This window comes from Pseudomonas putida (assembly GCF_005080685.1).
In the GTDB taxonomy this organism is placed as follows: Bacteria; Pseudomonadota; Gammaproteobacteria; order Pseudomonadales; family Pseudomonadaceae; genus Aquipseudomonas; species Aquipseudomonas putida_V.
In genome coordinates, this window is sequence record NZ_CP039371.1 from 3,408,963 (window position 1) to 3,429,376 (window position 20,414).

At 65.9% G+C, this 20,414-nt stretch carries 19 protein-coding genes and 1 pseudogene; 5 read left to right on the top strand and 15 right to left on the bottom strand.

The features are described from left to right. Positions 1–193 precede the first annotated feature (193 nt). From E6B08_RS15535 to E6B08_RS15545, 3 genes are all read right to left on the bottom strand, one after another. Entirely contained in the window at positions 194–1,612 is a 1,419-nt protein-coding gene (locus E6B08_RS15535) for a short-chain fatty acid transporter (RefSeq protein ID WP_136914854.1), read from the bottom strand. Positions 1,613–1,769: 157 nt separating this feature from the next. Beyond that, positions 1,770–2,426: a CoA transferase subunit B gene (locus E6B08_RS15540; RefSeq protein ID WP_025339254.1), complete on the bottom strand. Its 657-nt coding sequence runs from the start codon at positions 2,424–2,426 to the stop codon at positions 1,770–1,772. Between the two features lie 35 nt (positions 2,427–2,461). Further along, positions 2,462–3,160, bottom strand: a complete 699-nt coding sequence (locus tag E6B08_RS15545; protein WP_136914855.1) for a CoA transferase subunit A — start codon at positions 3,158–3,160, stop codon at positions 2,462–2,464. A 140-nt stretch (positions 3,161–3,300) separates the two neighbouring features. Between E6B08_RS15545 and E6B08_RS15550 the strand changes: the two genes are divergently transcribed. Both E6B08_RS15550 and E6B08_RS15555 read left to right on the top strand, forming a co-directional pair. Continuing rightward, on the top strand, positions 3,301–4,206 hold the full coding sequence (locus tag E6B08_RS15550) for a LysR family transcriptional regulator (RefSeq protein WP_136914856.1): 906 nt from the start codon (positions 3,301–3,303) through the stop codon (positions 4,204–4,206). After that, complete coding sequence (locus E6B08_RS15555) at positions 4,194–5,015, top strand: aldo/keto reductase (RefSeq protein ID WP_136914857.1); 822 nt, start codon at positions 4,194–4,196, stop codon at positions 5,013–5,015. Before E6B08_RS15550 ends, E6B08_RS15555 begins: the two co-directional genes overlap by 13 nt. A 57-nt stretch (positions 5,016–5,072) precedes the next feature. On the opposite strand, the gene E6B08_RS15560 is transcribed toward E6B08_RS15555, so the two are convergent. From E6B08_RS15560 to lexA, 4 genes and pseudogenes are all read right to left on the bottom strand, one after another. Continuing rightward, complete coding sequence (locus tag E6B08_RS15560) at positions 5,073–8,174, bottom strand: error-prone DNA polymerase (RefSeq protein WP_202877470.1); 3,102 nt, start codon at positions 8,172–8,174, stop codon at positions 5,073–5,075. Continuing rightward, positions 8,150–9,567 (bottom strand): annotated as a pseudogene (locus E6B08_RS15565) (Y-family DNA polymerase). The gene E6B08_RS15560 and the pseudogene E6B08_RS15565 overlap by 25 nt, the downstream one beginning before the upstream one ends. A gap of 6 nt (positions 9,568–9,573) precedes the next feature. Then, entirely contained in the window at positions 9,574–10,194 is a 621-nt protein-coding gene (imuA, locus tag E6B08_RS15570) for a translesion DNA synthesis-associated protein ImuA (RefSeq protein WP_192938538.1), read from the bottom strand. Beyond that, on the bottom strand, positions 10,194–10,811 hold the full coding sequence (gene lexA, locus E6B08_RS15575; RefSeq protein ID WP_192938539.1) for a transcriptional repressor LexA: 618 nt from the start codon (positions 10,809–10,811) through the stop codon (positions 10,194–10,196). The genes imuA and lexA overlap by 1 nt, the downstream gene beginning before the upstream one ends. Before the next feature lie 93 nt (positions 10,812–10,904). On the opposite strand from lexA, the gene E6B08_RS15580 reads away from it, so the two are divergent. From E6B08_RS15580 to E6B08_RS15590, 3 genes are all read left to right on the top strand, one after another. Continuing rightward, positions 10,905–11,564 carry an HAD family hydrolase gene (locus tag E6B08_RS15580; RefSeq protein WP_136914861.1) on the top strand — a complete coding sequence of 220 codons (660 nt, stop codon included), beginning with the start codon at positions 10,905–10,907 and terminating at the stop codon, positions 11,562–11,564. 416 nt (positions 11,565–11,980) lie between these two features. Then, positions 11,981–12,700: a DUF899 domain-containing protein gene (locus E6B08_RS15585; protein ID WP_136914862.1), complete on the top strand. Its 720-nt coding sequence runs from the start codon at positions 11,981–11,983 to the stop codon at positions 12,698–12,700. Positions 12,701–12,772: 72 nt separating this feature from the next. Next, positions 12,773–14,338, top strand: coding sequence for a sensor domain-containing diguanylate cyclase (locus E6B08_RS15590; RefSeq protein ID WP_136914863.1), 1,566 nt, complete (start codon positions 12,773–12,775; stop codon positions 14,336–14,338). Here E6B08_RS15590 and ureG read toward each other — a convergent pair. From ureG to E6B08_RS15630, 8 genes are read right to left on the bottom strand one after another with little or no spacing between them, the layout of a single operon-like run. After that, complete coding sequence (gene ureG / locus E6B08_RS15595; RefSeq protein ID WP_136914864.1) at positions 14,328–14,951, bottom strand: urease accessory protein UreG; 624 nt, start codon at positions 14,949–14,951, stop codon at positions 14,328–14,330. The genes E6B08_RS15590 and ureG overlap by 11 nt on opposite strands. An 11-nt stretch (positions 14,952–14,962) precedes the next feature. Continuing rightward, positions 14,963–15,637 carry an urease accessory protein UreF gene (locus E6B08_RS15600; protein WP_136914865.1) on the bottom strand — a complete coding sequence of 225 codons (675 nt, stop codon included), beginning with the start codon at positions 15,635–15,637 and terminating at the stop codon, positions 14,963–14,965. Further along, positions 15,637–16,182, bottom strand: coding sequence for a HupE/UreJ family protein (locus tag E6B08_RS15605; RefSeq protein ID WP_136914866.1), 546 nt, complete (start codon positions 16,180–16,182; stop codon positions 15,637–15,639). The genes E6B08_RS15600 and E6B08_RS15605 overlap by 1 nt, the downstream gene beginning before the upstream one ends. A 22-nt stretch (positions 16,183–16,204) precedes the next feature. Then, positions 16,205–16,696: an urease accessory protein UreE gene (gene ureE / locus E6B08_RS15610; protein ID WP_136914867.1), complete on the bottom strand. Its 492-nt coding sequence runs from the start codon at positions 16,694–16,696 to the stop codon at positions 16,205–16,207. Positions 16,697–16,706: 10 nt separating this feature from the next. Further along, positions 16,707–18,410: an urease subunit alpha gene (ureC, locus tag E6B08_RS15615; protein WP_136914868.1), complete on the bottom strand. Its 1,704-nt coding sequence runs from the start codon at positions 18,408–18,410 to the stop codon at positions 16,707–16,709. After that, positions 18,407–18,724 carry an urease subunit beta gene (locus E6B08_RS15620; RefSeq protein ID WP_136917413.1) on the bottom strand — a complete coding sequence of 106 codons (318 nt, stop codon included), beginning with the start codon at positions 18,722–18,724 and terminating at the stop codon, positions 18,407–18,409. Before E6B08_RS15620 ends, ureC begins: the two co-directional genes overlap by 4 nt. 19 nt (positions 18,725–18,743) lie before the next feature. After that, positions 18,744–19,046 (bottom strand): urease subunit gamma, encoded by a 303-nt coding sequence (locus tag E6B08_RS15625; protein WP_136914869.1) that lies wholly within the window; start codon positions 19,044–19,046, stop codon positions 18,744–18,746. A 9-nt stretch (positions 19,047–19,055) separates the two neighbouring features. Continuing rightward, positions 19,056–19,889 carry an urease accessory protein UreD gene (locus E6B08_RS15630; RefSeq protein ID WP_136914870.1) on the bottom strand — a complete coding sequence of 278 codons (834 nt, stop codon included), beginning with the start codon at positions 19,887–19,889 and terminating at the stop codon, positions 19,056–19,058. Positions 19,890–20,414 lie beyond the last annotated feature (525 nt).

Genomic DNA, 20,414 nt, shown 5'->3' on the forward strand with positions numbered 1-20,414 from the left:
GGTGCTCATATAGACCTTGATAGACAATTGGGAAGGTGATGCTACAAGCACAGCAGGTTTTCCAGATAGCGCGAAACTATTACAAAACCTGTAACGGGGATGCCGCGGGTGTAGGGCTGGAGGGTTGCGGCGCTCGATCTACACAGCGCCGTCCACCTTAAGCGTACCGACCATCAACACACCACATACCCATTCATGGCATTACCGGTGGCACATATTGCAACGTGGTCCCCAGCGCCCACAACAGCAGCAGCACCAAAGGTACGTGCACCAGCAACTGCACGAACGAGAAGCCGATCAGATCCCGCGCCTTGAGCCCCAGCACGCCCAGCAACGGCAGCATGTAGAACGGGTTGATCAGGTTCGGCAAGGCCTCGGCCGCATTGTAGATCTGCACCGCCCAGCCCAGGTGATATTGCAGGTCGTTGGCCACCAGCATCACGTAGGGCGCTTCGATGATCCACTTGCCGCCTCCCGAGGGAATGAAGAAGCCCAGCACGGCCGAATAGACGCCCATCAGCACGGCGTAGGTGTCGTGCGTAGCGATCTGGGTGAAGAACAGCGAGATATGGTGGGCCAGGGTCTGCTCGTCGAGCCCCTTGACCTGGGTGAGGATGGCCGCGATCGAGCCATACAGCGGGAACTGGATCAGAACCCCGGTGGTGGTCGGCACGGCGCGAGCCACGGCGTCGAGGAAGCTGCGCGGGCGCCAGTGCAGCAAGGCACCGAGCATGATGAACAGCAGGTTGTAGGTGTTCAGCCCGGAAATTGCGGTGATCGCAGGCTTGGTGGCGAACTCCTGGTACAGCCAGCCCCCAGCCAGAGCCACCAGCAGCAGGATCAGCAACGGGCTGTGCTCCAGCCACTCGCCCGGGCGCGTACGCTTGGGCGCCGGTGGCGCGGTGAAGCTCGGATCGACGCCGCAGTCCTGGGCGCTGCGCGCACTGTTCGGGCCGGGTGCGGTGGCGTAGGCGATCACCAGAGAGACGATTACCAGGGCCGCCAGCATCACGCCAGACTGCCAGAGAAAGATGGTCTCGGTGAACGGGATCACACCGGTGATGGACAGGATCGACGGTGGCAAGCTGGCCGGGTTGGCCTGCAGTTGCGCTGCCGAGGAGGAAAGGCCCAGTGCCCACACGGCACCGAGGCCCAGATAAGCGGCAGCACCCGCGGCGCGGTAGTCCATCTTAAGGTCGGTGCGGCGCGCCAGGGCCCGAACCAGCAGCCCGCCGAACACCAGCGACAGGCCCCAGTTGAGCAACGAGGCGAGCATCGAGATCAGCGCCACCCAGCACACTGCCGAGCGGCCATTGCGCGGGATGCGTGCCAGCCGGTCGATCAGCCGCGCCGCGGGCGGCGAGCTGGCCACCACATAGCCGCCGATGACCACGAAGGCCATCTGCATGGTGAACGGGATGAGGCTCCAGAAGCCATCGCCGAAGGCCTTGGCGGTGTCGAGGGGCTTGGCGCCCATGGCCAGGGCGCCGATGCATACCAGCAGTACGGCGAGGGCGGCGAACACCCAGGAGTCGGGGAACCAGCGTTCTGCCCAATTGGAGCAGCGCAGGGCAAAGCGGGCGGAGCGGCTGTCTTGAATTTCAGCGGCCACAACATCTTCCTTTTATTGGTCTTATCGGTTTGAACGCAGATTGGAGCTAAACACAAAAACCCTGTGGGAGCGGGCTTGCCCGCGAATGCGAGGGTGAATTCACCGACGCATTCGCGGGCAAGCCCGCTCCCACAGGGTTAGCCTGCGGCTTGTGTAATCAGAAGGTCATTTCCTTCACATCGTCAGGCACGATCAGCTTGCCCGCAGTCTTTTCGATGATCTCTTCAACGCTCACGCCCGGTGCGGTCTCGCGCAGGATGAAAGCGCCGTCTTCGATTTCCAGGTAAGCGAGGTCGGTCAGCACCTTGCGGATGCAACCGGCGCCGGTCAGCGGCAGGCTGCACTGGGGCAGCAGCTTGGACTCGCCATCCTTGGAGGCGTGGGTCATGGTGACGATGATGTTCTCGGCACCGGCCACCAGGTCCATCGCCCCGCCCATGCCCTTGACCAGCTTGCCGGGAATCATCCACGAGGCGATGTTGCCTTGCACATCGACCTCGAAGGCACCCAGTACGGTCAGGTCGACATGGCCACCCCGGATCATGGCGAACGACTGGGCCGAATCGAAGATCGAGGCGCCGCGGCGGGCGGTGACGGTCTGTTTACCGGCGTTGATCATGTCGGCATCGATGGTGCCTTCGGTGGGGAACTCGCCCATGCCGAGCAGGCCGTTTTCCGACTGCAACATCACGTCCATGTCGGCGGGCACGTAGTTGGCCACCAGGGTCGGGATGCCGATGCCGAGGTTGACGTAGTAACCGTCCTTGAGTTCGCGGGCAACGCGTTGAGCCATCTGTTCGCGGGTCAGTGCCATGGTCAGGATCTCTTTGTTGTTCTGATGGATGGCGCTCAGGCCTTGACGGTGCGCTTTTCGATACGTTTTTCGAAGGTGCCGACGATCACCCGGTCGACGAAGATGCCGGGGGTGTGGATCTCGCTGGGCAGCAGCACACCGGGCTCGACGATTTCCTCGACCTCGACCACGGTGATCTTGCCGGCGGTGGCAGCCAGCGGGTTGAAGTTCTGCGCGGTGTTGCGGTACACCACGTTGCCGTAGTGGTCGGCCTTCCAGCCCTTGACGATGGCGAAGTCACCCGTGATGGATTCTTCGAGGATGTACTGGCGCCCGCTGAATTCACGCACTTCCTTGCCTTCGGCAACTGGCGTGCCATAGCCGGTGGCAGTGAAAAAGGCCGGGATGCCGGCACCACCGGCACGCATTTTCTCGGCCAGAGTGCCTTGCGGGGTGAGTTCCACTTCCAGTTCGCCGCTGAGCAACTGACGTTCGAACTCGGCGTTTTCGCCCACGTAGGAGGCGATCATCTTGCGGATCTGCCGATCCTCGAGCAGCACGCCCAGGCCGAAGCCGTCGACGCCGCAGTTGTTGGACACGACCGTCAGGCCCTTCACGCCACGGCGCTTGATTTCGGCGATGAGGTTTTCGGGGATGCCGCACAGGCCAAAACCACCGGCCAGCACTGTCATGTTGTCGGTCAGGCCTTCGAGGGCCTCTTCATAGGTTGCTACGCGCTTGTCCAGTCCGGCCATGCTGATCCGCCTTTTGTAGTTGTTTAACCGACGAGGCTGTCGGTGAGCGTGTGCAGGCATCTTCACCGCTGGCGACTGATTTGTTAATTTTGTTTTAATCATCGATTGATAATTTTTACAAAACAACGATTGGGCCTGCCATGAACGTCAAGCAACTGCGTGCCTTCGTCACCGTGGCCAAATACCAGAGCTTCGCCCAGGCGGGCGAGCACCTGCACGTCTCGCAACCTGCGCTGAGCCTGACCATCAAGGCCCTGGAGGAAAACCTCGGCGGTGCCCTGCTCACCCGCACCACTCGCAGCGTCAGCCTCACCACCGAGGGTGAAGTCTTGCTGCCGCTGGCCAGGCGTCTGCTGGCCGACTGGGACGACACCGAGGAAATGCTGCGCCAGCGCTTCACCCTGCAACTGGGCCGGGTTTCGGTGGCGGCGATGCCGGCCTTCGCCGGCAACCTCTTGCCCCATGGGCTCAAGGTGTTTCGCCAGCACTACCCAAAGGTCAACGTCACCGTCCACGACGTGATCAACGAGCAGGTGCTGGAACTGGTGCGCCACCGCCGCGTCGAACTGGGCATCGGCTTCGAACCGGACAACACCGAGGGGCTGCACTTTCATCCGCTGTACAACGACCGTTTCGTCGCGGTGGTGCCTGCCGACTCCCCGCTGGCACAACTGCCCCAGACGACTTGGACGCAGCTGCTGGCCGAAGATTTCGTCGCCCTGCAGCGGCCTTCGGCGGTGCGCCTGCTGCTGGAGCAGAACGTCGCCGCGCGCCACGGCAAGCTCACGGTAGCCTTCGAAAGCCATCAGCTGGCGACCGTCGGCCGCATGGTCGCCAGTGGCCTGGGCGTGAGCGCGGTACCGGCGCTGTGCATCAACCAGATGCAGGAGCTGGGCGCACGTTGCGTGAAACTGGTAGAACCGACCGTCGAGCGACGTATCGGCGTGATCGCGTTGAGCGACCATACACTTTCCACCGCCGCGCAGGCGCTGTTGGAAGTCCTGCTTACCCATACCCGTATACCGGAGGTGACATGCGCTACGTGAAACTGGCAGATACCCAGGTTCCGGCCATCGGCCAGGGAACCTGGTACATGGGCGAAGACCCTGGCCGCAAGGCCGCCGAGGTCAAGGCCCTGCAACAGGGTGTCGATCAGGGCCTGACCCTGATCGACACTGCCGAGATGTACGCCGAGGGCGGTGCCGAAGTGGTGGTCGGCCAAGCAATCGCCGGGCGCCGCGACCAAGTGTTCCTGGTCAGCAAGGTCTACCCGCACAACGCCAGCCGGCGCGGTGTGCCTGCCGCATGCGAACGCAGCCTCGTGCGCCTGGGCACGGACTGCATCGACCTGTACCTGCTGCACTGGCGGGGCCAGTACCCGCTGGAGGAAACCGTCGAAGCCTTCGAACGCCTGCGCGAGCAAGGCAAGATCCGCCATTGGGGTGTGTCCAACTTCGATACCGATGACCTGCGCGAACTGCATCACCCGGCGTGCGCCACCAACCAGGTGCTATACAACCCGGCGCAGCGCGGTATCGAATTCGACCTGCTGCCGTGGAGCCGCAACCATGCCTTGCCGACCATGGCCTACTGCCCGCTGGCCCAGGCGGGCCAGTTGCTGCACCATCCGGCGCTGGCCGAGATCGGCGAGCGCCATGGCGCCACCCCGGCGCAGGTGAGCCTGGCCTGGGTGACCCGTGACAAGGATGTGATCGCCATCCCCAAGGCGGTCTCGCCCGAACACGTGCGCCTGAATGCGGCGGCCGCCGCCTTGACCTTGACCTGCGAGGATCTGCGCGCCATCGACCGGGCGTTCCCGGCGCCGACGCGCAAGCAGCGCCTGGCGATGGTCTGATCGATCGCGCCAGCCTCATCGCCAGCATGGGCTTTACCGGCGATGAGGCCCGTGACTTCAGTGGAAATCCCGACTGCGCACATCCAGCCCCTGAAGCAACGGGCTGATATCCTCCAAGCGCCGCGCTATCAAATGACGCACCCCATTCTCCTGCTCCAGCCGCCCGCTCACCTTGAGCAGTTGCGAGCCCACCAGCGCCTGCCGCTGGCGCTCGGCCAGGTCACGCCAGACCACTACGTTAAGCATGCCGAACTCATCTTCGAGAGTCACGAAGGTCACCCCGCTGGCGGTCTGAGGGCGCTGGCGGCCGACCACCAGGCCTGCCACCGCGATGTTATCGCCATGCGCCAGCCCGGCAAGCTCCGTCGAACTGCGACAGCCCAGCGCACGTAGGCGAGCACGCAGCAGTGTCAGCGGATGCGGCCCCAACGTGGTGCCCAGGGTGTGGTAGTCGGCGAACAGGTCTTGGGCGACCGAGGGGGCGGGTAACGCCACCGCGACTTCCGCCACCGGTTCGACCTGCGCGAACAACGGCAATTGCGCTTGCACCGCCGCTACCTGCCAGCGCGCCTGGTGGCGATTACCCGCCAGGGCGCGCAAGGCACCCGCATCGGCCAGGCGGGCGCGGGCACGGCCGTCGAGCCCGGCACGCAGGCACAGGTCCTCGACATCGCGCCAGGGGCGCTGCGCCCTCGCCTGCTCCAGGCGCCGCGCGTCATCCTCGGCAAAGCCGCGGATCTGCCGCAGCCCCAGGCGGATCGACAGGTCGCCGCCAGGGTCGGGCTCCAGGGTGCAGTCCCACTCGCTGTGCAACACATCCACCGGGTGCACCTGTATCCCCTGGCGGCGCGCTTCCTGCAGCAACTGGTCGGGGCTGTAGAAGCCCATTGGCCAGCTGTTGACCAGTGCACAGGTGAAGATCGCCGGCTCGTGGCATTTGAGCCAACTGCTGGCGTAGCACAGCAAGGCGAAACTGGCGGCGTGGGACTCGGGGAAACCATAGCTGCCGAACCCCTTGATCTGCTCGAAGATCCGCTCGGCGAAGGCCTGTTCGTAGCCATTGCGCAACATGCCCTGGATCAGGCGCAGGCGGTGCGGCTCGAGGCCGCCGTGGCGCTTCCAGGCGGCCATGCTGCGGCGTAACTGGTCGGCTTCGCCAGGGCTGTAGTCAGCGGCGACCATGGCCAGCTCCATGACCTGTTCCTGGAACAACGGCACGCCCAGGGTCCGCTCGAACACCGCCTCGAGCGCCGGTGACGGGTAGCTTACCGGCTCCTCGCCCAGGCGCCGACGCAGGTAGGGATGAACCATGTCGCCCTGGATCGGCCCGGGGCGCACGATCGCCACCTCGATGACCAGGTCGTAGAAGGTCTGCGGCCTGAGCCGCGGCAGCATGGCCATCTGCGCCCGCGACTCGATTTGGAACACGCCCATGGTCTCGGCGCGGCTGATCATCGCGTAGGTGGCCTGGCACTCGGCGGGAATGCTGGCCAGGGTCAACTGCCTCCCACGATGGCGGTGCACCAGTTCGAAACAGCGGCGCAAGGCACTGAGCATACCCAGGGCCAGCACATCGACCTTGAGCAGGCCGACCATGTCGAGGTCGTCCTTGTCCCACTGGATGACCGTACGCTCGGCCATCGCCGCATTTTCCACTGGCACCAGCCGATCGAGCGGCTGTTCGCTGATGACGAAACCGCCTGGGTGCTGCGACAGGTGCCGGGGGAAACCGATCAACTGCCCCGCCAGCACCAGGATGCGCCGCAACGAGGGGCTGTCCGCCTCGAAACCGGCCTCCGCCAGCCGCGACGCATCGGGAATCCGATCGCTCCAGCGCCCGCAACATTTGGCCAGGGCATCGACCTGATCGGCGGGCAGCCCCAGGGTACGGGCCACATCGCGTACCGCGCCAGCGGCGTGATAGGTGCTGACCACCGCAGTAAGGGCGGCGCGATGCCGGCCATAGCGGCGAAACACGTACTGGATCACCTGCTCGCGCCGGTCATGCTCGAAGTCCACGTCGATATCCGGCGGCTCGTTGCGCTCGCGGGACAGGAAGCGCTCGAACAACAGGCGATGCTGCATGGGGTCGAGTTCGGTGATGCCCAGCACGAAGCACACCACCGAGTTGGCCGCCGAGCCACGGCCCTGGCAGAGGATATGCTCACTGCGCGCGTAGGCGACGATATCGTGGACGGTGAGAAAGTAACTTTCGTAACCCAGTTCCTCGATCAGCGCCAGCTCGCCTTCGAGCACCTCGCGCACCTTGTCGCTTGCCCCCTGCGGCCAGCGCAGGGGCAAGCCGCGCAGGCACAATTCACGCAACCAGCTGGCTGGCGTATACCCCTCGGGCACCAGTTCGCGGGGATACTGATATTTCAGCTCACTGAGGTCGAACTGGCAGCGCTCGGCGATCACCAGGGTCTCGGCCAACAAGTCTGGCGCATACAGCTCGGCCAGTTGCTCGCGGCTGCGCAAGTGGCGCTCGCCATTGGCGAACAGGAAGCGCCCCGCCTCGGCCACCGCGCAATGCTGACGCAAAGCGGCCATGCAGTCCTGCAGGGCGCGGCGCCCCCGCACATGCATGTGCACATCGCCACAGGCGACGGCGCGAATGCCCAACTGCGCCGCCAACGCACGCAAGCGCGCCAGGCGTTGCGGGTCGTCACTACCGCGGTGCATGTGCACGGCCAGCCACAAGCGCTCGCCGAACAGCGCCAGCAGGGTGCGGCCTGCGCTGACATCGCTGTCGGGGTCGGCGACCCACAGCGCCAGTAGGCCTTGGTGATGTGCTTGCAGGTCGTCCGGCAGCAATTGGTAGTCGCCCTTTTCGGCTCGACGCCGGGCCCGGGTGATCAATGCACAGAGGTTCTGGTAGCCGGTCAGGTTCTCCACCAGCAGGACCAGCTTCGCGCCGCCGTGCACACGCATTTCACTGCCGACGATCAACCGCAGCCCGTGCGTCTTGGCCGCCTGCCAGGCGCGCACGATGCCGGCCAGGGTGCATTCGTCGGTGATCGCCAGGGCCTGGTAGCCTTGCTCCCGGGCGCGCAGGAACAATTCGTCGGCGCTCGAGGCGCCGCGCTGGAAGCTGAAGTTGGACAGGCAGTGCAGCTCTGCATACCCCTCGCCACTCATGCGAACCACCCTTGCAGCCATAGCGGCCCGGGCGCTGCGAGGTCGCGATAGGCCCAGCCGCGCAAGCCTTCGCGGGTTTCGATGCGGTAGTAATCGCGCCGCACATCGCCACCGTCCCACCAACCGGACTCGATCCGTTCGGCATGCCCAAGCAGGCGATGACCGCCCTCGCCCAACGCCAGCGGTGCCGGCAACAACCAGCCTGGGCGACTGCCCGGCAGTACCGGCAATGCGCCCAGACCGCCCCGCTCCGTGGCCTGCCAGGCACACTCGGGGCGGTGATCGGCTTCGGCGCGCAGGCCCTTGACGGCGTCATCGCCCAGCCGTGCCCGCAGGCGCTCGCGCAACTGCTCCCAGGGCTGCAACTGCTGGGCACGCGGGTCGAACAGGGCCTTGTGCTGCGGCACGAACGCCGGCAGGTCGTCGGCCACCAGGCGCAGATTGCGCACCGGTGCCGGTATCTGCAGGGGCTCGAGCCGCCCTCGTGCCAGCTCGAACAGCATCGCCGCATCGCGTTCGGCCGCCAGCAGCCCGACCTTGAGCAAGGTGTCTGGCCCCTCGGCATGCTCCAAATGCAGGCAAAAGCGCTGCACGCCACAGTCGCGCCCGGCCAGGAAGGCCGCCAGGTCATTGAGCAGACGGCGCAGCGGGAACAACAGCGCCTGATGCGACTCGACGTCGAAATTCAATTCAAGCCGGGCCTCGAAGCGATCCGGCGGCTGGTAGAAGTCCAACCCCAGGCTGCGCTGGCCAAGCAACTGGTCCAGGTGCAACTGCACCTGGGCGGCAAAGCGTTTGGCCAGGGCATCGCGGGGCAAGGCCAGGACCTCACCCAGCCGGCGCAGCCCCATGCGTGAAAGGGCCTCGGCGGCGTCATGCGGTAGCCCGACGCGCTCGATGGGCATACCTGCCAACGCCTCGCGGGTCCGCTGCGGGCACGTCAGGGCGAGGCCATCGTGACCATTGGCAAGCATGCGTGCGGCAACCGGGTTGGTGGCCAGCACGATGCGCTGGCGCAACCCCAGCGCAGCCAGTTCCTGGCGCAGCCGTGCCTCGAAGGCAGGCCAAGGACCGAACAATTGCAGGCTCGAGCCCACCTCCAGCAGCAAGGCGCGGGGTAATGCAGGCTGACCTGGGCGCTGTAGCGGTAGGCCCACGCCGCCAGCAGCTGTTGCAATTGCTCGATACGAGCCGGCTCTACCTCGACGCAGGCGAAGCCATCGGCCAGGGCGCGGGCTGCGGTGAGCGTCTGCCCCGCACGCAGGCCCAAGGCCTGGGCGGCCGGGTTGACCGCCTGCAGGACGCGGCGCTGGGTCGGCCCGTTGACCAGTACCAGTGGGCTATCGGGGTCGGGGCGCTCGCGCAGGACCGAGTCGAGCGCCAGCTGCGGCAGGAGAATACAGGCCCAGAGCATGCGCCATCAGCCCCGCCCTGGGCAGGGGATGGCCCCAGCCGGCGGCAGGCCACCCTTGCACTTGAGCACCCGCCATTGCGCCGGGCGGGTATCGATGGCGATGCGCAACGCAGCCGGTGACGGATTGTGCGCCGCCTGTTGCGGGCGGCAGGCGAAAGCCAGGGCCTGCCCGGTTTCGGCCGCCACCTGCAGGCGCCGCAACGCGCGGTCGTCGGCACGCTCCGGCCAGCACAGCACCGCAGCGCAACTCCCGGAGCGCAGGCACTGTTCGGCGGCCCACAGGGCATCGGCCTGCCCGGCCTCCACCTGCACCAGCCAGCGCAGGTCCACGCCCGCCGCCTGCCAGGCCGGCGCGTAGGGGATGAAGGGAGGCGCCACCAGCACTACCCGACCGTTGTCGGCGCTTAGCCGCGCCAACGATGGCCAGAGCAGTTGCAGTTCGCCGCAGCCTGGGCTGGCCAGCAGCAGTTCGGTCAGCGCAGCCGCAGGCCAGCCGCCATCGGGCAAGCGCTCGTCGAGCTCGGCATGGCCGGTGGGCTGCAGCCCCTGTGGCCGCGTCTGGGCTTGCCGACCACGCCATACCTGGCGCTGGTCGAGCAGCCGATCGAGGTCGACGACCGCGCCCATCAGTCACGCCTCAACAGGCCACAGAACACGCCTTCGATGCAGAAGTCGCGCTCCGGGCCGACTTCGATCGGGGCATAGGCTGGGTTACGTGGCAACAGCCGGTAGCCGCCGGGTTGGCGCTGCAAACGCTTGATGGTGACCTCGCCATCCAGCCGGGCGACCACGATCTGGCCGTCACGTGCGTCGGCTTGCTGGAGGATACCCACCAGATCGCCATCGTAGATGCCGTCATCGATCATCGAGTCGCCGCGCACCTTGAGCAGGTAGTCCGGGGTACGCCGGAACAGGCTGGGATCGAGCAGCAATTGCTCGTGAATACCCAGGTCGGGGCCGATCGGCGCACCGGCTGCGACCTGGCCCAGCACCGGGATTTCGAGGATTTCCGGGCGCCGCAAAGGCTCGGCCAGGCGGATGCCGCGCGCCTGGTTGGGCGTGACGTCGATGTAGCCGGCCTGGCACAGCGCCGTGATGTGCTTGCGCGCCACGCTGCGGGAGGCGAAGCCGAAGCGCGTGGCGATGTCGGCCAGGCTCGGCGGCTGGCCATGATCGGCGATGCGCTCGCGGATGAAGCCGAGGATTGCCCGGCGTTTTGGGGTAAGGGTGTCCATGGAGTACATTTGTACTCTTTTCGGGGCACACTGAACAGCCCCCTTTATCGCCTGCTTTGGTTATCATCGTGGGGTGTTGTGTTTTTCTTGCCTGGATGCCTGATGCTGACCGCCCTGCTGTTCGACCTCGATGGAACCCTGACCGATACCGATACCCTGCATTTGCAGGCCTTTCGCCAGTTGCTGCATGACTATGACGGCCGCGAACTGACCCAGGCGCAATTCGATGCGCAGGTCAGCGGCCGGGCCAATGGCGCCTTGTTCGCCGAGCTGTTCCCCGCCGCCAGTGCCGCCGAGTGCGTGGCCCTGGCCGAGCGCAAGGAGGCGCTGTTCCGCGAACTGGCCCCGGTGCTCTCGCCGATGCCCGGGCTGTTGCGCTTGCTGGCGCATGCCGAGGCACAGGCGCTGGGCATGTGCGTGGTGACCAACGCCCCGCGCCTGAATGCCGAGCACATGCTCGAGGCCATGGGCCTGGGCACGCGCTTCGAGCATGTGCTGGTGGCTGAAGAGCTGGCGCGACCCAAGCCCGATCCCTTGCCGTACCTCACGGGTTTGCACCGATTGGGCGCCATGGCCGAGCAGGCCCTGGCCTTCGAGGATTCGCTGCCGGGAGTGCGTGCGGCCAGTGCGGCAGGGATCTTCACCGTGGGGCTGGCCACGACCCAGAGCGAAGAGCGGTTGCTGGCGGCGGGGGCTGGGTTGGTGATCGAGGATTTCGAGGACCCGCGGTTGTGGGCGCTGATCGGTGATAGACAGGGGTGAGGGCATGCTTCGCGAAGCGTGCGCTTGGGTTGTGCAGTGCCGCACACATCGAGCGCCGCCCGCGCGGCGCTTCGCGGGACAAGCCCGCTCCCACAGTTTGTTGCAACGTGCCACTGTCTGTCAGGCCATGGTTGTCCGCCTTTGGCGGCACCACAAATATCGTGCCGGCCCCACCAGACTGACAACAATGGCCTAGCAGACATGATTGGCCCGAAACAGATGTGGGAGCGGGCTTGCCCCGCGAAGCGCCGCGCGGGCGGCGCTCGATGTGTGCGGCACTGCACAACTCAAGCGCACGCCTCCAGAAACGCAACGCCCCCACGCCCCCAACCACTCGTCAGCCCCACCGCTGCCCTGTCGATCCCCTACCCCATCCAATCGACCAAAAGCTGAATCCCCCTCGCGGAGTCAGCATCATGAGCACCCAACACCCCATCGCCTCCCGCGCCGAGTGGCTGGCCGCCCGCTACCAGCTGTGGCTGCACGAAAAAGCCCTCACCCATCAACGCGACGAAGTGGCCGCCGCCCGCCAGGCCTTGCCTTGGGTCAAGATCGAGCAGCCTTACCGGTTCCACGGCCCTGACGGCGAACTCAGCCTCGCGGACCTGTTCATCGGCCGCAGCCAACTGCTGGTCTATCACTTCATGTTCGCCGAAGGTTGGAGCGAAGGTTGCCCCGGATGCTCGTTCCTGGCCGACCACTTCGACGGCGCCAACCTGCACCTGGCCAACCACGACATTTCCCTGGTGGCGGTCTCCCGGGCGCCCTTCGCCGAATTCCAGGCGTTTCGCCAACGCATGGGCTGGCGCTTCCCTTGGTACTCGTCACACGGTAGCCGTTTCAACGAGGACTTCGGCGTCAGCGTCGGCAACGAAGGCGCCCGGCAATACAACTACGCCCCGTACACCGGCAACGAAAGCGAACTGCCCGGGCTGAGCGCCTTCTACCGAGACACCGATGGCAGCTTGTATCACACCTATTCGACCTATGCCCGCGGCCTGGACATCCTCGTCAATACCTACAACTTCCTCGACCTGGCCCCGCTAGGGCGCAACGAGGATGGCACCATGGACTGGGTTCGCCACCACGACCGCTACGAGGGCCAAGCTGCCACGCCACATTGCTGTCATCGCTAGTACCAGGAAGCTGCGGCGGTTTTCCGGAAACCGGCCATACTTCAGCCGTCCCCCACGAGCCGACGACTGTTTATGGCCAACCGCCGCCGCTTGTTCCAACTACGCCCCCTGATTCTGGGCATGGTCCTGCTGGCCTGCCTGGCGACGCTGGCGAACACCCTCTACGTGGCCTACCGGGTGCAACAGACCGCCCTGGTGCAATCGAGCCTGCAGGCCAACCAGGCCTATGCCAGCAAGGTGGCCTCGAGCATGAATGCGTTCATAAAGTCAGCACGCGACCACCTGCGCTACAGCGCCACGCTACTGGCAACCGGCATGCCCGACGCCGAGCTGCGCGTCGCCGAAGCACGGCGGCTGCAGGCCCAGGACCTGGACTTCAACTCGATCGTCATCGTCAATGCCCAAGGCCGTATCCTCGCGGCCTACCCGGACATTCGCCAGATCGCCAGCAGTCGCCAGAGCTCGTCCGAGATCCTCCAGGCCGTGGATTCACGCAAGTCGCACATCAGCAACGCCTACACCTCGCGCGGAGGCGATCTGGTGGTGTTCATCTCCGAACCCATCCTGGCAACCGACGGCACCTACCTGGGCCTGGTCGGCGGCTCGGTATTCCTCAAGAAGGAAAGCGAACTGCACACGGTGATCGGCGCTCATTACCAGAACAATGGCTCCTATGCGTTCGTCGCCGACGCCAACCGGCGCTTGCTGTACCACCCGGACCATGCACTCATCGGCAGCGTCGCCAGCGGCAGCCCGACCATCGAAGCGGCGCTGCGCGGCGAAACCGGCAATCTGGATGCGCCAAACTACATCGGCATCCCGATGCTCGCAGGCTTCGCCCCAGTGGCTGATGCGCAATGGGCGGTGGTCGCCCAGCAACCCCGCGAAGTGGCCCTGGCGCCCTTGCGCGAACTCATGCAGAAAGTGGCGCTATACGTGCTGCCGACCAGTGCGATCGGCCTGCTGCTGATGTTCTGGCTGACTCAGTACCTGACCAAACCTCTGCGCCATCTCGCCCATGCCGCCAGGCACTTTACTTCGAATCACACCGAGGCGAACCTCAAGCGCATCGACGCCTGGTATGCCGAGGCCGCCGCCATTCGCAGCGCCCTGCTGACCGGCGAGCAACTGCTGCAGGAGCGCTTCGGCAAGCTGCGCCAAGAGGCAGAAAGCGACGCGCTCACCGGGCTGCCCAACCGTCGAGCGCTTCAAGCAGCCCTCGACATACTGATGGAGGGCCAGCGCGATTTCGCTGTGCTGGCGCTGGACATCGACCACTTCAAGCGCGTGAACGACACCTACGGCCACGATGCCGGCGACGAGGTGCTGCAACACCTCGCCGAGCTGCTGCGTCAGCGCTCTCGTCATGAGGACCTGCCCTGCCGGGTCGGCGGCGAAGAATTCACCATGCTTCTGCCCGACACAAAGCTCGCCGATGCCCGGCGCATTGCCGAACGCATCCGCGAAGCGGTCGAGCAGGCCGACACACCCCACGTCGGCCGCCTGACCCTGTCGATCGGCGTGGCCTGCCGCCAACCTGAAACCGAATTGGCCGAAACCCTGCTCAAGCAGGCCGACGAACAGCTCTACAAGGCCAAGCAGAGCGGTCGCAACCGCGTCGAGGTATTTACCCCCTGACGCCGAGCATGCCGCGCTCGACGATGAAGTCGATCACCGCCTGCAGCCCCTCGCCTTTCTTCAGGTTGCTGAACGTCCAGGGGCGCTGCGGACGCATGCGCTGGGTGTCGCGCTCCATCACTTCCAGCGAAGCTCCCACATAAGGGGCCAGGTCGGTCTTGTTGATCACCAGGAAGTCGGACTTGGTGATGCCCGGGCCGCCTTTGCGCGGGATCTTCTCGCCTTCGGCGACGTCGATCACGTAGATGGTCAGGTCGGCCAGCTCCGGGCTGAAAGTGGCACTCAGGTTGTCGCCGCCACTTTCTACGAAGATGACTTCCAGGTTACCGAACTTGCGCGCCAGATCTTCCACCGCCGCCAAGTTCATCGAAGCATCTTCGCGGATGGCGGTATGCGGGCAGCCGCCGGTCTCGACGCCGACGATGCGCTCGGGTTCCAGCGCACCGGCTTCGGTGAGGATGCGTTGGTCTTCCTTGGTGTAGATGTCGTTGGTGACCACGGCGATCTGGTAGTGATCGCGCATGGCCTTGCACAGGGCTTCGAGCAGCGCGGTCTTGCCGGAGCCGACCGGGCCGCCGACACCGACGCGCAGGGGTTGCTGATAGTTTTGCATGAAGGCAGTCCTCAAGAACGGAACAAACGGGTGTATTGAGTTTCGTGTCGTGACGAGGCGATGGCCAGCAACGGCAGGCCACCACCAAGCTGGTCGTCGCCGAGGGCCAAGGCCTGGTCGAGCACGCCGGGCAGCTCGGCGCCCAGATCGCGTAGCAGGGTCTGCGCGGCTTGCTGGCCGAATGGCACCAGCTTGACGCCGGCCATCACCGCACCTTCGAGCCAGGCAAAGGCATGGCCCAGGGCGAGCTGACGCAACGGAATCGACCAATGCGCGGCCAGCCAGGCCATACCAGCCAACTGGGTCAACGCCAGGCTGGCGCGCCAGGCCGGGTCCTGGCCCAATTGCCAGCCATCGATCATCCGCGCCAAGGCCGCGCCGCGCTGTTGCTCTTCCAGGCGCAGCTCGGCGGTTTCGCGGTTGGCCAGGAGAAACCGGCTCCAGCGCGCGAAGGCCTCGGCATCGCCTGCCTGGCAGGCCTGATACAGGCGCGCCAGCACCGGCCAGTCGAGGTAGACGAGGGTGTCGCGCACCTGCTCGCGCTGCCAGGCGGCGAAGCCAGCCGTGTCACGCACCCAGCCCGCCTCCACGGCCCACTCGAGCCCCTGCGAATAGGTGAAGCCACCGACCGGCAGGCCGGGGCTGGCCAGCTGCAGCAAGCGCAGCAGTGCCAGGTCGCTGTTCATCAACCGGCCAGCACCATGGCAGCGCCGGCCAGCAGGCCGCCACCGAAGGCCTTTTGCAGACCGCTGTGGCGGCGCAGCAGGCAACCGACGGCGAAGCCGGCTAGCAACAACAGGCCGCTGACGGTGACAAAGCCAGCGCTGAACTGCCAGAACGCGCTAGGTGTCGCTTCCACACCGTGGGCCCAGCCATGGAACAGGGCGAACACCGGCATGGCGAGCGCCAGCAACAGTTGTCGGCTGGGCAACAGCACGGCGGCGGCAGCGACCAAGACCGACACGGCGATCATGCTTTCCATGCCCAGCACGTCACCGAACAGGTGGCCGCACACGGCGCCAGCGAACATGGCCGCCAGGGTCGCCAGCGGCAAAGCCAGGTTGCGCCGGGTCAGCGCGGCCAACACGCCAGTACCCAGCAGCATGAGCAGGTGATCAAGGCCAGTCAGTGGGTGCAGCAGGCCATCGTGCAGCGGATTGGCGTCGTGACCGGGGTGGGCAAAGGCCGGCAGCGCGACCATCAGCAGGACAAGGGCGAAAGTCTTTTTCATCATGGACTCCATGCAAGGCAGATCAGGCGTGGGACGGCAGGCGCACGAACGGGTGGTCGTGGCCGTGGCTATGGTTATGGCTGTGTGGCGCGCTCTGGTAGGCGCCAGCTTCGGGCTCGAAGGGTGCCTGCTCGGCCTCCACCGTCAGGCCCAGGCCACGCGCCATGTCGTCGAGTACGTGGTCCTGCTGGTAGCGCAGCAGGCCCGGCTCGATCTGCAACGGCACATGGCGGTTGCCCAGGTGATAGGCAGCACGAGCCAGCAGGTGCGGATCGTCGCAGCGCACCGTGGACACCGCCTCAGGCGCGGCGAGCACCTGCACGACCAGGCTGCCGCTGGCATCGGCGAGCAACTCGCCACCGCGCAACAGGTGCCCGCGCTCGAGCATCAGCCCTGCCTCGCGGCCATCGTCGAGGGTCACGCGCAGACGGCTCTTGATGCGGCTGTCGACATCCAGGGTGACGGTGCCGTCGACGCGCTCGGCGGCGTCGATGCGGCGGTTCAGAACAATCATCTTCTCTCCTTCAGAACAGGAAATAACGCTGGGCCAGCGGCAGCTCGCTGGCCGGCTCGCAGACCAGCAGTTCGCCATCGGCGCGCACCTGATAAGTTTGCGAATCGACCTCGATCACCGGCTGCAGGGTGTTGTGCAGCATGTCGGCCTTGCGCACCCGGCGGCAGCCGTGGGCCACGCCGATCAGACTGCGCAGCCCCAGCTCCTCGGCAAGGCCACGGTCCATGGCCGCCTGGGGCAAGAAGGTCATGCGCGTGGCATGACGGGCGGCGCCAAGGGCGCCGAACATCGGCCGGTAGTGCACCGGCTGCGGGGTCGGGATGGAGCCATTGATGTCGCCCATGGGCGCGGTCGCGATCATCCCCCCCTTGATCACCAGCGCCGGCTTGACCGCGAAGAACGCCGGCGCCCAGAGCACCAGGTCAGCCAGCTTGCCCACTTCCACCGAGCCGACTTCATGGGCGATGCCATGGGTCAACGCGGGATTGATGGTGTACTTGGCGATGTAGCGCTTGACCCGGAAGTTGTCGCTGTAGGCGCCATCCGGGGCCAGGGGGCCGCGGCGCAGCTTCATCTGGTGGGCCACCTGCCAGGTGCGCAGCACCACTTCGCCAACCCGGCCCATGGCCTGCGAGTCGGACGAGGTCATGGCGAAGGCGCCCATGTCGTGGAGGATGTCCTCGGCGGCAATGGTTTCACGGCGGATGCGCGACTCGGCGAAGGCCACGTCCTCGGCGATGCTCGGGTCCAGGTGATGGCAGACCATCAGCATGTCCAGATGCTCGTCGACGGTGTTGACCGTGTACGGCAGGGTCGGGTTGGTCGAGGACGGCAGCACGTTGGCCTGCCCCGCCGCGCGGATGATGTCCGGGGCGTGGCCGCCACCAGCACCTTCGGTGTGGAAGGTATGGATGGTGCGATCGCCGATGGCCGCCAGGGTGTCCTCGATGCAGCCGGACTCGTTGAGGGTGTCGGTGTGGATCGCCACCTGAATGTCCATTTCCTCGGCCACACCCAGGCAGCAGTCGATCGCCGCCGGGGTCGAACCCCAGTCCTCATGCAGCTTCAGGCCCACCGCGCCGGCGGCGATCTGCTCGCGCAGCGCCTCTGGGCGCGAGGCGTTGCCCTTGCCCAGCAGACCGATGTTGATCGGCAGGGTGTCGGCGGCCTGGAGCATCCGCGCCAGGTACCAAGGCCCCGGCGTGCAGGTGGTGGCGTTGGTGCCGGTGGCCGGGCCGGTGCCGCCACCGATGAAGGTGGTGACGCCACTGGTGAGCGCTTCCTCGACCTGCTGCGGGCAGATGAAGTGAATGTGCGAATCGATGCCGCCTGCGGTGACGATCTTGCCTTCGGCGGCGATCACCTCGGTGCCCGGCCCTACCGGCACGGTCACGCCCGGCTGCACGTCGGGGTTGCCGGCCTTGCCGATGGCGGCGATGCGGCCCTGCTTGACGCCGATGTCGGCCTTGACGATGCCCCAGTGGTCGATGATCAGCGCGTTGGTCAGCACCAGGTCCATGGCCTCGGCGGACAACATCTGGCCCTGGCCCATGCCGTCGCGGATGACCTTGCCGCCGCCGAACTTGACCTCTTCGCCGTAGATCGTGAAGTCCTTTTCGACCTCCACCCACAGCGCGGTATCGGCCAGGCGCACGCGGTCGCCAACGGTGGGGCCGAACATGTCGGCGTATGCCCGGCGGGAAATACGGCTCATGCCCTGCCCTCCAGCGCGCCCATCACCTTGCCCTGGAAGCCGTGGACCTCGCGCTTGCCGGCGTAGGCCACCAGTTGCACGGTACGCGACTGTCCCGGCTCGAAACGCACCGCGGTGCCAGCCGGGATGTCCAGGCGAAAGCCGCGGGTCGGTTCGCGCTCGAACACCAACGCGTCGTTGACCTCGAAGAAGTGGTAATGCGAACCGACTTGCACGGGTCGGTCGCCATGGTTGGCCACGCTGACGCTGACCGTTTCGCGACCGACATTGAGTTCGATGTCGCCGGCGGCGACCTGGATTTCTCCTGGGATCATGCTGGGCTCCTGGGCCGGATCAAACGATAGGGTCATGCACGGTCACCAGCTTGGTGCCATCGGGGAAGGTGGCTTCGACCTGCACGTCGTGGAGCATCTCGGCAACGCCTTCCATCACTTGCTCGCGGCCGAGCACCTCGCGGCCCATGCTCATCAGCTCGGCGACGGTGCGACCATCGCGGGCGCCTTCGAGCACCGCCGCGCTGATCAACGCCACCGCCTCCGGGTAGTTGAGCTTGAGGCCACGGGCCAGGCGCCGTTCGGCCAGCAGCGCGGCGGTGAACAGCAGCAGTTTGTCTTTCTCTCTCGGGGTCAGCTCCATGGCGCTCTCTCAAGTGGCCCAAATGCGCGGCGGGCACGCAGGCAGACCGAGGACGGCCGGGCGCAATACGTGCCAAAGGCGCTGCAGGGTGTGTTGCAGATGTTGGTTGTCGTGGTCGAGCAGGCGGATCACCAGCAGTGGGCCGAGCAACGTGGCGCCGGCAGGGATGGCCAGATCGTCGAGTAGCAGCCGCACCTGGTCCAGTACGGCCTGATCGGCAGGCGTGGCGCAAAAGGTGGCGAGCAGCGGGTGTCCGGCCAGCTTGCCGAGTTGCCCGCCTTCGATACGCAGACGCTCGTGCAGGCCGGGGGCTTCAGGGAGTTCGACTTGCAGGCGGCTGTCCAGGGCGCCCTGGTCGAAACGCTCGTTCATCACGGGGCGTCCCAGGCACAAGGTTTCCCAGGCCAGCAGACGGGCGCCGGGCTCGAGGGTGAACCGGCTGTCGAGGCTGGCGCGGGCGCCATTGAAAAAGATGCTGTCCTGCGGCAGCCATTCGAGGGTGCTGCCGGCTTGCAGATGAAAGCGCTGCGTCAGCCGCGCGGTGGGGCCGATGCTGCGATAGAACTTGCTGGCACCAGGCATGGTGAGCAGCGCATGACTGCCCGGCTCGAGGTGGATATCCAGCTCGAGCCGGTCGCCCGCGACGATGCCGCCCGGGGGATGCAGAACATAAACGTGACAAGGCGCACCTTCCGGGTAGAACGGGCGCTGCACCAAAAGAGGTCCGAAATGACGCCGCGCACCAAGGCGGGTCACGCCATCGCGCGCGACGAAGCGCAACTGCAGGTGCGCGCTCCAGCCTGCAGCGTGTTCCGGTGGTTCGATGTGCTCCGCCTGCGACATCCTGCGGCCCCTGATAATCCGTGGCCTGACGGCCGTTTAGAGAGTCAGCTGCACGGTTCCGCAAGGACGTTTCAGGCTGACCACTCGATCAAATTCGCTAGCGGGATATAGCAGGTTGCGGGCCAACTTCGCAGGTGAAGGAAGATGAAACATTTGCGGCGATGGCTCTGGCATGGGGCGTGGGCGCCTAGGGCGCACTTTGGAGGGGCGCAGCTGGGCCCTGTTTCGGTGCTGAGAGGTTCAGGTGCAGGGCGCGAGCATTGCAGGGAGGCTGAGATCGAGCGCCGCCCGCGCGGCGCATCGCGACGCAAGGCCGCTCCCACATTTGTTGCAACGTGCCACTGTCTGATAAGCCATGGTTGTCAGCCTGATGGGCCCGGCGAGATATTTGTGTTGTCCCCAAAGGCGAACAACCATGGCCTGACAGACAGTGGCACGTTGCAACAAATGTGGGAGCGGCCTTGCGTCGCGATGCGCCGCGCGGGCGGCGCTCGATTTAAGCGGCACTGCAACCCTCCAGCGCAC

Excerpts from the sequence above, each read along its gene's own strand:
- E6B08_RS15625 (WP_136914869.1), bottom strand. The coding sequence starts at position 19,046 with ATGGAGCTGACCCCGAGAGAGAAAGACAAACTGCTGCTGTTCACCGCC.
- E6B08_RS15540 (WP_025339254.1), bottom strand. The coding sequence starts at position 2,426 with ATGGCACTGACCCGCGAACAGATGGCTCAACGCGTTGCCCGCGAACTC.
- imuA (WP_192938538.1), bottom strand. The coding sequence starts at position 10,194 with ATGGGCGCGGTCGTCGACCTCGATCGGCTGCTCGACCAGCGCCAGGTA.
- E6B08_RS15555 (WP_136914857.1), top strand. The coding sequence starts at position 4,194 with ATGCGCTACGTGAAACTGGCAGATACCCAGGTTCCGGCCATCGGCCAG.
- E6B08_RS15590 (WP_136914863.1), top strand. The coding sequence starts at position 12,773 with ATGGCCAACCGCCGCCGCTTGTTCCAACTACGCCCCCTGATTCTGGGC.
- ureC (WP_136914868.1), bottom strand. The coding sequence starts at position 18,410 with ATGAGCCGTATTTCCCGCCGGGCATACGCCGACATGTTCGGCCCCACC.
- E6B08_RS15620 (WP_136917413.1), bottom strand. The coding sequence starts at position 18,724 with ATGATCCCAGGAGAAATCCAGGTCGCCGCCGGCGACATCGAACTCAAT.
- E6B08_RS15600 (WP_136914865.1), bottom strand. The coding sequence starts at position 15,637 with ATGAACAGCGACCTGGCACTGCTGCGCTTGCTGCAGCTGGCCAGCCCC.
- E6B08_RS15630 (WP_136914870.1), bottom strand. The coding sequence starts at position 19,889 with ATGTCGCAGGCGGAGCACATCGAACCACCGGAACACGCTGCAGGCTGG.
- E6B08_RS15560 (WP_202877470.1), bottom strand. The coding sequence starts at position 8,174 with ATGGCTGCAAGGGTGGTTCGCATGAGTGGCGAGGGGTATGCAGAGCTG.
- E6B08_RS15580 (WP_136914861.1), top strand. The coding sequence starts at position 10,905 with ATGCTGACCGCCCTGCTGTTCGACCTCGATGGAACCCTGACCGATACC.
- E6B08_RS15545 (WP_136914855.1), bottom strand. The coding sequence starts at position 3,160 with ATGGCCGGACTGGACAAGCGCGTAGCAACCTATGAAGAGGCCCTCGAA.
- ureG (WP_136914864.1), bottom strand. The coding sequence starts at position 14,951 with ATGCAAAACTATCAGCAACCCCTGCGCGTCGGTGTCGGCGGCCCGGTC.
- E6B08_RS15585 (WP_136914862.1), top strand. The coding sequence starts at position 11,981 with ATGAGCACCCAACACCCCATCGCCTCCCGCGCCGAGTGGCTGGCCGCC.
- E6B08_RS15550 (WP_136914856.1), top strand. The coding sequence starts at position 3,301 with ATGAACGTCAAGCAACTGCGTGCCTTCGTCACCGTGGCCAAATACCAG.
- lexA (WP_192938539.1), bottom strand. The coding sequence starts at position 10,811 with ATGTACTCCATGGACACCCTTACCCCAAAACGCCGGGCAATCCTCGGC.
- ureE (WP_136914867.1), bottom strand. The coding sequence starts at position 16,696 with ATGATTGTTCTGAACCGCCGCATCGACGCCGCCGAGCGCGTCGACGGC.
- E6B08_RS15605 (WP_136914866.1), bottom strand. The coding sequence starts at position 16,182 with ATGAAAAAGACTTTCGCCCTTGTCCTGCTGATGGTCGCGCTGCCGGCC.